The organism is Corynebacterium uterequi (assembly GCF_001021065.1).
GTDB classification, from domain to species: domain Bacteria; phylum Actinomycetota; class Actinomycetes; order Mycobacteriales; family Mycobacteriaceae; genus Corynebacterium; species Corynebacterium uterequi.
This window is the reverse complement of sequence record NZ_CP011546.1, coordinates 58,645-70,886: the sequence shown is the minus strand read 5'-3', so window position 1 is coordinate 70,886 and position 12,242 is coordinate 58,645. Positions and strand designations below refer to the sequence as shown.

The 12,242-nt window shown below is 68.4% G+C and carries 10 protein-coding genes; 3 read left to right on the top strand and 7 right to left on the bottom strand.

What is annotated here, in order from left to right:
• The first annotated feature begins 97 nt into the window (after positions 1 to 97).
• On the top strand, positions 98 to 361 hold the full coding sequence (locus CUTER_RS00310) for a hypothetical protein (RefSeq protein WP_047258750.1): 264 nt from the start codon (positions 98 to 100) through the stop codon (positions 359 to 361).
• Here the strand turns inward: CUTER_RS00310 and CUTER_RS00305 are convergent.
• Both CUTER_RS00305 and CUTER_RS00300 read right to left on the bottom strand, forming a co-directional pair.
• Entirely contained in the window at positions 358 to 1,002 is a 645-nt protein-coding gene (locus tag CUTER_RS00305) for a hypothetical protein (RefSeq protein WP_047258749.1), read from the bottom strand. The genes CUTER_RS00310 and CUTER_RS00305 overlap by 4 nt on opposite strands.
• A gap of 65 nt (positions 1,003 to 1,067) precedes the next feature.
• Entirely contained in the window at positions 1,068 to 1,586 is a 519-nt protein-coding gene (locus CUTER_RS00300; RefSeq protein WP_047258748.1) for a gamma carbonic anhydrase family protein, read from the bottom strand.
• A gap of 75 nt (positions 1,587 to 1,661) precedes the next feature.
• Between CUTER_RS00300 and CUTER_RS00295 the strand changes: the two genes are divergently transcribed.
• Positions 1,662 to 2,939 carry an MFS transporter gene (locus tag CUTER_RS00295; protein ID WP_158408102.1) on the top strand — a complete coding sequence of 426 codons (1,278 nt, stop codon included), beginning with the start codon at positions 1,662 to 1,664 and terminating at the stop codon, positions 2,937 to 2,939.
• An 11-nt stretch (positions 2,940 to 2,950) separates the two neighbouring features.
• Positions 2,951 to 4,159, top strand: coding sequence for an alpha-hydroxy acid oxidase (locus tag CUTER_RS00290; protein ID WP_052843951.1), 1,209 nt, complete (start codon positions 2,951 to 2,953; stop codon positions 4,157 to 4,159).
• On the opposite strand, the gene CUTER_RS00285 is transcribed toward CUTER_RS00290, so the two are convergent.
• From CUTER_RS00285 to CUTER_RS00265, 5 genes are read right to left on the bottom strand one after another with little or no spacing between them, the layout of a single operon-like run.
• On the bottom strand, positions 4,156 to 5,115 hold the full coding sequence (locus CUTER_RS00285; protein WP_047258745.1) for a nucleoside hydrolase: 960 nt from the start codon (positions 5,113 to 5,115) through the stop codon (positions 4,156 to 4,158). The genes CUTER_RS00290 and CUTER_RS00285 overlap by 4 nt on opposite strands.
• The gene (gene amn, locus CUTER_RS00280) at positions 5,112 to 6,515 is read right to left on the bottom strand and encodes an AMP nucleosidase (RefSeq protein WP_047258744.1); all 1,404 of its coding nucleotides are present in this window, start codon (positions 6,513 to 6,515) and stop codon (positions 5,112 to 5,114) included. Before amn ends, CUTER_RS00285 begins: the two co-directional genes overlap by 4 nt.
• A 26-nt stretch (positions 6,516 to 6,541) precedes the next feature.
• Positions 6,542 to 8,056 (bottom strand): succinic semialdehyde dehydrogenase, encoded by a 1,515-nt coding sequence (locus CUTER_RS00275; protein WP_236684727.1) that lies wholly within the window; start codon positions 8,054 to 8,056, stop codon positions 6,542 to 6,544.
• Entirely contained in the window at positions 7,957 to 9,342 is a 1,386-nt protein-coding gene (locus tag CUTER_RS00270) for an MFS transporter (RefSeq protein WP_047258743.1), read from the bottom strand. Before CUTER_RS00270 ends, CUTER_RS00275 begins: the two co-directional genes overlap by 100 nt.
• A 35-nt stretch (positions 9,343 to 9,377) precedes the next feature.
• Positions 9,378 to 12,227: a glycoside hydrolase family 2 TIM barrel-domain containing protein gene (locus tag CUTER_RS00265; protein ID WP_052843950.1), complete on the bottom strand. Its 2,850-nt coding sequence runs from the start codon at positions 12,225 to 12,227 to the stop codon at positions 9,378 to 9,380.
• Between the last annotated feature and the right edge of the window lie 15 nt (positions 12,228 to 12,242).

Genomic DNA, 12,242 nt, shown 5'->3' with positions numbered 1-12,242 from the left:
ATAAGTAAAGCCAAACTTGCTTGCGGGGCTCTTTGGGCGGTCTTATTCTCATGTATGACCAACGAGATCAACCCAGTCCTTTCCTAGGAGACCCGCCATGCTCACCCTGATTTCTTCCTGCGCCTCTACCTCCTGCGCCTTCAACAACTCCGGCTGCACCGCCGGCGCTATCACCGTCGACGCCGCCTCCAACTGTCAGACCAAGTCCGGCCTGGACCTGCGGGCCGGCTTGGAGAACGCCGAGGGTCGCGTGGGCGCTTGCCACCGCGTCGATTGCGCCCACAACACCAACCTCATGTGCCAGAGCGCTAACGTCGAGCTGTCCGAGGCCGGCGACTGCGTCACCTACGCTGCTCGTTAAGCGTTTGCCAACGTCCGGGCCACGTCCTGGATTGCGGCGGTGGGCGTGAAGAGTGTGGTCACGTCCGGGCCGTCCGCCAACACCAACAACGCGCCGAGTTCGCACGCGTCTGCTAGCCAGACCAGTGCGGGCCCGGCGTTGTTGCTATGTACCCCCGGCTGGTGGGCGATGTGCTCACTCACCGCTACGAGGTTGGCCAGGCCGATGCGGTACAGCTCGTCGGCCACCGCGATCTCGTCGACGAGGGTGACCGTCGGGTCGATGTCCGCCGGGAGGAGCTGCTCGACGCCGCCCGGCCAGTGCACGTGGGCACTGTCGAGGCGAATGCAGGCGACGGCGGTGTACTCGTCGACGCTCAACCACTCCAGCCGGCCCAGGCTGTGCAGACTGGCGACGGTGATGTCTTCGGAGACCTCCAGGGAGCTCTTGACGACGTCGACGCGGACCTCAACGTCGTCGTGGAGAATATCGGAGACGTCCTCGGTATCGAAGTGAACGATCACCGACCCCGTCCTGTCCATCCCGTGCCACAAGCAGGTCATGGTGTTGAGCGGGTCAACCCGGTAGGCCGTGACGGACAGCAGGCCGTCGCCGGCGAGCATGCGGGAAGCGAGGTGGTGGGCGTAGGTGTGGACGGTCATGGATCCTCCGCGAGTCGTTACATTAAGGGCAGCCTAACCTACTGGCGGAGGCGTCCGCAAGGGGTCTACTCCCCCACCACCCGACGATGCTCGGCCGCGACCTCCACGTAGCGCGCCGCATGGGGGATGAAGGCCAAAGACTCCTCGTCGCTCAAGTTCCGCCGAACCTTCGCCGGCACGCCGGCCACCAGTGTTTTCTCCGGGACCTCGAAGCCCTCCAGCACCACCGCGCCGGCAGCCACGAGAGCCCCGCGTCCCACGACGGCCCGGGACAGCACCCGAGACCCCATGCCGATGAGGGCGCCGTCGTGAACGGTGGCCCCGTGAACGAGTGCCTGGTGGCCGACGGTGACATCCTCGCCGAGGATGCACGGGGCGTCGCGCTCGACGTGCATGACCGTGCCGTCCTGGACGTTGCTCCGGGCGCCGATCTCGATGCGGTTGATGTCGCCGCGCAGCACGCAGTTGTAGAACACCGAGGCGTTCTCGCCGACGTGGACGTCGCCGATGAGCACCGCACCCGGCGCGATGAAGGCGCTGGGCGCGATGGTGGGAGTGTGGCCGTTGAAGGAAATGATGCGCATAGCACCACGGTAGCGTGTCTCACTTGATGGTCACATGTTTTAATGGGTGGGACACCCTGCCCGATTGGAGGTACCATGCGCCCCGCCGCCCGCCGCGCCCTGCTGGCCGCCTACCTAGGCACCCTCATCGAGTGGTACGACTACGCCCTCTACGGCGCCGCCGCCGGCCTGGTCATCGGCCCACTGTTCTTCCCCGATGCCATCCCCACCTCCGCGGCGCTGCTCTCCTTCGCCACCTTCGCGGTCGGGTTCGTCGTCCGCCCCTTCGGCGGGCTCGTCATCTCCCACATCGGTGACCGCTACGGCCGCAAGCCGGCGATGCTGCTCTCCGTGCTGCTCATGGGCGTGGCCACCGTCGGCATCGGCGTGCTGCCTACCGCGGAAACAATCGGCATGGCCGCTCCGCTGCTGCTCATCCTCCTGCGCTTCGTGCAGGGCTTCGGCGCCGGGGCCGAACTGGCCGGCGCCCTCACCCTCGGGTTTGAATACGCCCCGCCGCAGCGCCGGGGCCTGTTCATCAGCATCATCACCTCCGGCGCGCCCGGCGGCGCGCTGCTCGCGACGATCGCCTTCACGCTCACCTCCAGCCTGGCGGGCGACGCGCTCACCACGTGGGCGTGGCGGGTGCCGTTCCTTGTCTCCATCGCCTTGTTCTTCCTCGCGCTGTTCATCCGAAACCGCCTGGAGGAAACCCCCGAATACCGCCAGGCGGTGGCGCGTCGACGCGCCGGTCAGCAGGCCGCCCGCGTGCCCGTCGGCGAGGTGCTGCGCCGCTCCCCGCGCGAGGTCCTGGCCGCATTTTTGTCCGTGAGCAGCCACAATGTCACGAACTACGTCCTCTCCGCCTTCGCGCTGAGCTACCTGACGCTCACCGTCGGCCTGACCCGAACCGAGGCATTGACCGCCGTGACGATAGCCAGCGCCGTCGCCGTCTTCAGCCCCTGGGTCGCGGGCCTGGCCACGGACCGGTACGGCGCCCGGCCGGTGGTGCTTGTCGGCACCCTCACCGGCGCGGTCCTGGCCTGGCCGATCTTCGCCCTGCTCTCCACCGGCAGCTGGGCGGCGGCCACCGCCGGCCTCGTCCTGCTGGCGGCGATCCCCCTGGCGTCGACCAGCGCCGCCACGTCCACCTTCATCCCGTCGCTGTTCCCCACCGCCCACCGTTACACGGGTGTGGCCCTGTCCCGCGAGCTCAACGGCGCGCTCATTGCCGGGCCCACCCCGCTCATCGCCACGGCCCTGGTCGCCGCCGCGGGCGGGGCCGCCACCTACGTCGTCGCGTTCGTGGTGGGCACCTGCCTGCTCAGTACGGCGGGCGTGCTGTGGGGACCGCGCGTAGACCACCGCGAGTAGCCTTGACAACCATGATTCGCCAGCGCATTAAGTCCTTCGTTGACCTGCTTGAGTTCGAACTCCCGCAGCTTCCCTCCGAATCCCGGCAGGTAGCCGCTGCGCAGAACTTTGACGACCTGTACCGCCTCGCCCGCCGACGCACCCCCCGCTTCGTCTTCGACTACGTCGAGGGCGGGGCCGGCACGGAGCGCGCCGTCGCCGGCAACGTGGAGGCCTTCGCCCGCACCCGGCTGGTGCACCAGACCACCGGCTCCACCGCGGGCGCCTCCGCTGCGACGACGGTGTTCGGCCGGGACTACGAGCTGCCGGTGGGCATCAGCCCAATCGGGTTGACCAGCCTCATGCGCAAAGAAGGCGAGGACGCCGGCGTGCGCGCCGCCGCGGCCGCGGGCGTGCCCTTCGGCCTGTCCACCATGGGAACCCGCTCCATCGAGGCGGTGGCGTCGGCCGCCCCGGAGGCGTCGAAGTGGTTCCAGCTGTACATGCGCAAGGACCGCGACGCCTCCTTTGAACTCGTCAGCCGCGCCCGCCAGGCCGGCTACGACGTCCTCGTGGTCACCGTGGACACGCGCGTGTCCGGGCGGCGCTACCGCGACGAACGCAACAAGCTGTCCATCCCACCGAAGCTCACCGCGTCCTCGACACTGCAGTCCGCGCTGCACCCGCGCTGGGCGCTGGACCTCATCTCCACCGACGCCCCGGCCATGGCGAACTTCGTCAAGCAGGACGCCACCATCCACGAGATCGTCGCCTCCATGTTTGACCCGGCGCTGGACATCGCCGACCTTGAGGTGCTGCGCGAGTACTTCGACGGGCCCATCGTCATCAAAGGCGTGGTGTCCCCGCAGGACGCGGTGCGCTTCCGCGACGCCGGCGCCGACGGCGTGTGGTTGTCCAACCACGGCGGGCGACAGCTAGACCGGGCCGTGGCCCCCATCGACACCGTGAGCGCCGTGCGGGCCGCGGTCGGCGACGAGTTCCCGCTGCTGCTCGATTCCGGGGTGCGTTCCGGCACGGACGTCGTCACCGCCATCGCCGCCGGCGCCGATATGGCATTCGTCGGCCGCGGCTACATGTACGCGCTCATGGCCGGCGGGCAGCAGGGCGTCGCTCGCTACCTGGAGATCCTGGGCAAGGAAATCCTCAACGCCATGCAGCTGCTGGGCGTGACCTCCGTGGCGCAGCTGCGCGAGCAAGGACCGCAGCTGCTGGTGCGTTAAAACAGCTCGACGCTGGGCGTGGTCGGGGTGGCCAGCAGAGCCTTGAGCCGCGCATAGTACGCCTCGCCGTCGACGCGCTCGAAGACGGTGGCGTTGGGTGCGCAATCGAACTTGTCCCACGCCATGACGGAGTAGCCGCGGGTGAGATCCGAGGCGCATTCCACGTCCACCCGGTAGCGGGCCTGTTCCAGCACCAGCTCCGGGTGCAGCAGGCAAGCCAGGGTGGCGGAGTCCGGGTGGGTGGAGCCGTTGACGCCGACGGACTCGTCGTAGTCGATGGTGGCGTCGCACACGTGCTTGAAGAAGCGCGACAGCGGGGTGCCGAGCTGGCAGAGCTCGTCGTAGCGCGGGCGCGGGAAGGTGACGTCGCGCAGGGTCACCGGGTCCCAGGTGAGAATGCGCAGATCGGCGAAGCCGGCGTCGAGCACGATCTGGGCGGCCTCCGGGTCCACGTAGAAGTTGAACTCGGCGGCGGGGGTGATGTTGCCGCGGCCATTGTTGGACCCACCCATGACGTAGAGGGACTTGACGTTGACGGCGAAGTCCGGGTCCTGCTGCACCGCCAGGGCGATGTTGGTCAGCGGCCCGATGGCCACGATGGAGATGACGCCGGGCTCGGCGGCGACGGCGGCGCACAGCGCGTCGACGGCCCCGACCTCGGAGACGAGGCCCTCCGGAATGTCCATGTGGAGCCCGCCGGAGCCGTCGCCGTGAACGTCCTCGGCGCCCTCCCACTCGCGGGTCAGCGGCTTCGACGCCCCCAGGTGGATGGGTACCTCGCCGAGCTTGCCGGCGACGGCGACGGTCATCGCCGCGTTCTCCACCTGCCGCTCGAAGCCGACGTTACCGGCCACCATGGTGATGGCCCGCAGGTCACAGGCCGGGTCGAGCAGGCCTTCGAGGATGGTGACGCAATCATCCTGCGCCGTGTCGTTGTCAATAATGACCGGAATCACCTGAACGGGACCTCCGCGATCGTGTGGCGCAGCTTGCGGGTGCGCAGCTTCGCCGGGTTGGAGGCCAACTGCTCCATGGCGCGAACCGCGCACATCATGTGCGCCTCTTTACTGGACTGATAAAAGGCTTGCGCCTGGGCGGGAAGCTTCGGCACCGCGTGCAACGGCAGGTCAGAAACCGACAGCAGCGTCCCATAAGGCACTCGATAACGATAGCCGTTCGCGGCCAGGGTGCAGGACTCCATGTCCACGGCGACGGCCGTCGAGCCGCGCAGCCAGTGCCACAGGTCCTTCGGGGTGCGCCACTCCCAGTTCCGGTCGTCGGTGGAAATGACGGTGCCGGTGCGCATGATCTCTTTGGAGTCGCCGTGGATGGACTCCACCGCCTTCTCCAGGGCACGCTGCACCTCGGGGATCGCGGGGATGGGGATGTTGTAGGGCACATGCTCGTCGAGGATGTGATCGTAACGCTGGTAGGCGTTGCCGAGGATGAGGTCGCCGATGCGCATGCGGCCGTCGAGCCCGGCGCAGTGGCCGATCATGATCCACGCCTCCGGGCGCAGCACCGCCAGGGAATCGGTGATGGTCTTCGCGTTCGACGGGCCGACGCCGATGTTAATCATCGTGATGCCGTCGCCCTCGGGGGTGCACAGGTCATAGCGGGGCATCTGATAGGGCGACTCCAGGGTGAGGTCCTCGATGTCCGCCTGGCTCTCCGAGGTCAGCGCCTCGCCGACGGGAAGCCGCAGCCCGGTGTAGCGCGAGGCGGGGTCCTTCAGCTGCGCCAGGGCAAACTTCACGAACTCGGTGGTGTGCATGGCGTAGTTGGTGAACAGGATGTAGCGCTGGCAGCTGGACATATCGATGCCGGTGTAATGGGCGACGCGCGCGCAGGCGATATCGAAACGCTGCGGCCCGAAGTGCAGCAGCGGGGCCTCGTCGCCGTGGAAGGCGTCCCAGTCGCCGTCGACGATGGCGTCGTGCACGTCGTCGAGTGTGGGCCGAGGCAGGTCCGCGCCGGCCGCGGCGCGCCGGGCCTCCGACACGTCGCCGATCCCGGCAATGTACTCCGGCGGGATGGGGATATCCGACGCCCCCACATATATGTCGCAGGGGTAGTTCTCCACCAGCCGGGCCAGCTGGTTCATAAGGTAGGCGCGCATCATGCCCGGGCGCGACACCGCGGAGGCGTAGCGCCCGGGCTTGTCCACGTAGCCGAAGGGTTCCGTGCGGTCGATGGGGCGCCACTGCAACACATCGACGGTGAGCTTGGGGTACACCACCTCGGCGTAGTCGTCGAAAGAGCCGGCGGCGATGCAGCGACGTGCCGTCTCGCAGGCCTGGTCGTAGAGCTCGATGAGGGCGTCGACGGCCCCCCGGGGGTCAGCGCACAGCTTCATGCCCCCACTCTAACGGCTAGGCCCGCCTAAGGAAGCAGACCCTTGCCCAGCCGGAGCGCCTTCGCCAGCACCTCGGCGTAGCGGGCGCGCGACAGCTGCGACGGCCCGGCGACCGGCATGAACCGCTGCTCGGCGACGGTGCGCGCCTCCGTAAACTTCAGTAACCCCTGGTCCCCGTGGCGCCGGCCGACGCCGGACTGCTTCCACCCACCCATCGGGGCGTGCAAGGAAATCCACGCCGCCGCGTAGCCCTCGTTGATGTTGACGGTGCCGGCGTGCAGCAGGCTCGCCAACGCCCGACCGGTGGCGGGGGCGGCCCACACGCTGGCGTTGAGGCCATAGTCAGTATCGTTAGCGCGGCGGACGGCGTCGTCGTTGCTGGCGACCGTCTCCACGTACACCACCGGCCCGAACACCTCCTCGCGGTACAGCCGCGCCTGCGGTGGGACGTCGGCGAGGACGGTGGGCGCGTAGAAGCGCCCGCCCAGGCTCGTCGCCCCGGTGAGCACGGTGGCACCTTCGCGCACGGCGTCGTCGACCAGCTCGGATACTCGCTGAGCGTGCTCCTCGGAGATGAGCGAGCCCATGTCCACCTCCCAGCCGCGGCCGGGGCCGACCGTCATGGCGTTGACGTGGCGCACAAATTCGGCGGTGAACTCCTCGGCCACCGACTCGTGGACGTAGATGCGTTCGATGGAAATGCACAGCTGGCCGGCGTTGGAGAAACAGGCATTGAGCGCGCCGCGGGCGGCCTTGGCGATGTCGGCGTCGTCGGCGACGATCATGGCGTTCTTGCCGCCCAGCTCCGCGGAGAAGCCGATGAGCCGACGCCCAGCCTGGGCTGCCAGCTCGCGGCCGGTGGCGGTGGAACCGGTGAACATGAGGTAGTCGCAGTGCTCGACGATGACCGCGCCCACCTCGTCGCCGCGGCCCGGCAGCACACTAAACACATCCTCCGGCAGGCCGGCCTCGCCGAGCAGCTCGGCGAGCAGCAGCGCCGTGCGCGGGGTGTGGCTGGCAGGCTTGAGTACCACGGCGTTGCCGGCCATGAGCGCGGCGAAGGCGTCGGAGCCGGCCATGGTCAGCGGGTAGTTCCACGGCGCGATGATGCCCACCACGCCGACCGGCTCGCGCTGCACCCACACCCGCGTGATCCCGGGGAGGGTGGCGGTGACCCGGCGCGGCTTAAGCAGTGCGCGGGCCCGGTTGGCGTAGTGCCGGGCGGTCATCGCCGAATCGAGGACCTCCTCGTGGGCGCTGAGGCGGTTCTTGCCGGACTCCTCCTGGATGAGGTCCATGACCTCATCCTGACGCCGAAGCAGCAGGTCGTGGTAGCGCAGGAACACCGCCCGTCGCTGCTCGACGGGCCACTCGCGCCACGCCGCCTGCGCCGTGCGGGCGCGGGCGAAGGCGTCGCGGGTGTCGTCGGCCGTGGCCAGGGTTACATCAGTCGTTGGTGGCGCAGCTTCTCGTTGACCCGCTCCACGTCCAGGAAGAACACGAGGATCGTGATGATGCACATGAGCACGAAAGGAATCCACAGGTACATCGTAGAGATCATGGCCAAGGCGGCGTCCTTTTGCGTCTGCGCGGTGCCGTCGTAGCCGGACCACTGCAGCAGCCACCCCGTCATGGCGGTGCCGAGGCCGCCGCCGAGCTTCACGCCCAAGGAGGTGCAGGAGTACATGAGGCCCTCGATGCGCTTGCCGCTCTTGAGATACGTGTGGTCGCTCGCCTCGGCGATGAGCGCGTTGAGCGTGCCGTTGATGGGGCTGCTGCCGAAGGAGCCGATGATCGTGCCAACGAGCATGAGAGTAAGGTCCGCCTGCAGGCCGCCGTAGATAACGATCCCTCGGCCGAGCACGGCGATGGCGAACGCACCGAGGTTGAGGCGGTACATGCCCAGCTTGGTCACCAGGATCGGGGTGAGGAACAAGGCGACGATGGGCGGGAAGTTAAGCATGACGCCGAACTGGGCCAAGAGGTCCGCGTCGCCCATGATGTACGTCATGAAGTAGACGCCGGTGCCGATGAACGCGTTGTAGAAGTGGTTCGTCAGGTACAGGAAAAGGATGAGCAGGTAGTACTTGTTACGCACCAGCAGCGCAATCCCCTCGCCCAGCGGAACCGGGTCGGTGGCGGTGGCGCCGTCGTCGTCGGGCAGCTCCTCCTCGGGCAACTCGCGGACGCTGAAGACGGCCAGCGTGTTGGTGATGATGCCGATGATGACGTAGACGATGGCCGCGTTGCGCCACGCCTCCGGGCCGCCACCCAGGGCGGCGACGAACTTCAGCGTCACGTACTGGATGGTCATGTTGGTGGCGAAGGCGAAGATGAAGCGGGCGGATCCCATCTGCACGCGCTCGTCGGCGTTGCGGGTGACCAGGGCGGTCAGCGCCGAGTAGGCGATGTTGTTCGCCGTGTAGAACACCGCGTTGAGCAGCGTGTAGCAGATGAAGAACCACGCGTACTGCGCGGTCGCCCCCAACGACGGCGGGATGGCGAAGATGCCGATAAGCGTCAGCCCGCAGCCGAAGAAGGCGAAAAGCATCCACGGCCGGGCCTTGCCCCAGCGGGAACGGGTGCGGTCCATGAGGGCGCCGAAGACTATGTCGCTGGCGCCGTCGAAGATCTTGCTCAGCAGCATGAGTGTGCCGACGATGCCGGGGTTCATGCCCATCTCGTCGGTGAGGAAGATCATGAGGAACGCGGCGAGCAGCGCGTAGACCACGTTGCCGGCGATGTCACCGGTTCCGTAGCCGACGATGTTGTACCACCTGAGGTACTTCCGGTCGCGACTGCTCAGCTCAGGACTGGGGGCGGTCACAGCATTCTCCTTATCATTATCAGGGACAAAAGGTCTTAGAGGCGCAGTCCGAGGTGCCACTCGCCGGAGCGCGGCCGCAGGTGGTAGGCGGGCAGGACGTCGGGCCCGCAGGAGCGGGTGCCGATGCCGTGCTGGGCGACGTCGAGCACGAGGTGCCACGTGTCGGACTCGGGCAGCTCGCTGGAGTGCCGGGCGGCGGCCACTGTCCGCTCGTCGTGGGCGCGGAGGCTAAAGCCGGGACGCGGGCCGTAGGTGGTGAGCTCCACATCCGGCAGGGTGAGTCGGCGCAGGTCCGCGCGGTGGCCGGATTCCTGCGGCACCGCGTAGTCGGTGATGAGGCCGCTGGCTTCTCCCGCAAACTCGTCGACGAACGCCGCCGCGCACGCGTCCGGGTAGTTCTCCCCCGGCCCGGTGCCGTACCACCGCACGGGAAGCGGGCCGGTATTCGGCAACGTGAACTCCAGGCCTAACCGGGCCCAGATGTCCTTCCACCGGCTGTTGGGCACGGCCGCTGCGTCGAGCAGTAGCTGCCCGTCTACCTCGCGCCAGCGCAGGGTGACGTCCACCCAGGCGTCGCTGGACGGCGGGGCGTAGCGGTGCACGGCCAGGATCTCGGTGTCCGTGCGGGTGACGGACAGGACCCGGCGACGCAGCAGATGCAGGCGCTGGGCGTGCCAGCGTTCGGCGTTGCTCGGGCCGGGCACCCCGGCGCCGCGGGTGGCCTCGACGCTGCCCTCCAGGTAGGTGCCGAAGCCGGAGAGTCGATCGTTCTCGGTGGGTGCTCGATACAGGGTGAGCCGTGGGCCGGCGAGGGTGGCGCTCGCGAGCAAGCCGTCGGCGTCGATGCGGGCGGCGGTGGCAGTACTCAAGGGTTCGGCGCCGCGGGGGACCGGGGAGGGTTGCTCCTCGGCCAGCTCCTGCGCGGTGGTGAGCACGTGCCCGGCTGGCGCCCACGCGGTGTCTTCCTTGAGTTCCACGGTAACCACGGGAGACCACCGGCCCCCAGGCAGCTCGACGACGGCCGACTCGCCCGGGAGCAGGACCGGGACGTCGAACGGAAGGCCGTCAGCGTTGAAAACCAGGTCGGAGGTGTCCCCGTCGTGGCGGAGGTTGGTCACGGTCAGCTGGCGCTGGTGGATCTCGAGCGGGATGGGCGTGATGATGGCCGCGAGGTCGTGCAGGCCCGGCGAGGGGGTGCCGTCGGAGAGCACCAAGCCGTCGCAGACGAAGCTGCCGTCGGAGAAGTCCTGGTCAAAGTCGGACCCGTAGGCGTAGAAGTCCCCGCGGGCGAGGCCGTGGTCGCGCCACTCCCACACGAAACCGCCGTGCCACTGCGGCAGGGTCGAAAAGGCGGCCTCGTACTCGCGCAGCGCGCCGGGGCCGTTACCCATGGCGTGGGCGTACTCGCACTGGATCATGGGGCGCTGGGCGAGGGCGGCGTAGCGCCCGGCGGACTCCAGGTGCTCGGGGCTGCGCGGCCCGACGCCCTGGCTCAGGTCCTCCATGCCCTCGATGGGCAGGTACATCCGCGAGACGATGTCCGTGTAGGAGCCTTCGTGGTCGCCTTCGTAGTGGACGGGGCGGTGCGGGTCGCGGGCGTGGATCCACGCGCTCATCGCGGCGAGGTTGGCCCCGGTGCCGGACTCGTTGCCCAGCGACCAGGCGATGATGCAGGGATGATTCTTATCCCGCTCGACGAAGCGCTCCACGCGGTCCAGGTAGGCGTCGCGCCAGCGGGGGTCGTCCGAGGGGTTGTCGCGCCAGTCGCAGAGCCAGAAGCCGTGGGTTTCCAGGTCGCACTCGTCGATGACCCAGAAGCCGAGCTCGTCGCACATGGCCACGAGCTCGGGATGCGGCGGGTAGTGGGAGAAGCGGATGGCGTTGATGTTGGCGCGCTTCATCAGGCACAGGCCGGCGCGGGCGTCGGCGGCGTCGAACACGCGGCCCTTCTCGGGGTGGAACTCGTGCCGGTTCACCCCGCGCAGGCGCAGTTTCTTACCGTTGACCAGCCACTGAGCGCCGCGGATCTCCACGCGGCGGAAGCCGGTGCGCAGGGTGATCGTTTCCGCCGAGTTGGCGAGGGTGACGTCGTAAAGCCGGGGCACGTCGGCGCTCCAGGGCTGCACCTTACCGACCTCGATGCGCGCGGTGGGGGCGTCTATCTCCTCGGTGACGCCGAGCTCCGGGACGCTCAGCGTGACGGGGAAGTTCTCGGTGCGCAGCTCCACGTCGAGGATGCCGTGGCCGGTGACGAGGTCGAAGTCCGCGCGCACCCACACGTCTTCGATGCCGCCGTCGGGCCGGGTGAGGATCTCCACGTCCCGGAAGATGCCCGGCAGCCACCACTGATCCTGGTCCTCCAGGTAGGTGTGGGCGCTCCACTGGTGAACGCGAATGTCGAGGATGTTGTCGCCTTCGCGCAGGTGCTCGGTGATGTCGAGCTCCTGGGCGAGGCGAGAGCCGGCGACGGTGCCCACCTCAGCGTCGTTGAGCCGGATGATGGCCAGTGACTCGATGCCCTGGGTGCGCAGGTAGTAGCGGTGCCCCGGACGCGGGGAGAAGGGGAAGCTGCGCTGGTAGTCGGCGGTGGGATTGTCGTCGGGGACGAAGGGCGGGTCCACGGGGAAGGGGTATTCGATGTTGGTGTACCAGGGCTGGCCGTAGCGATCGTCGGCGGCGAGCACCCAGTGGGAGGGCACCTCGATGGTCTCCCACGGGGCGTCGGCGTCCGGGCCGGCGGCGGTGGGGCCGAGTTTGAATTTCCACTGCCCGTTGAGGCTCAGGACGTCGGCGTCGGTGCGCAGGTAGGACCGGGGCGGTACGCGGTGTCCGGTGCCCGGCGCGAGCGAGGTCACGGGGTGGATGGCAGGGGTATTAGAGGACATGGGCCACTCTCCTGG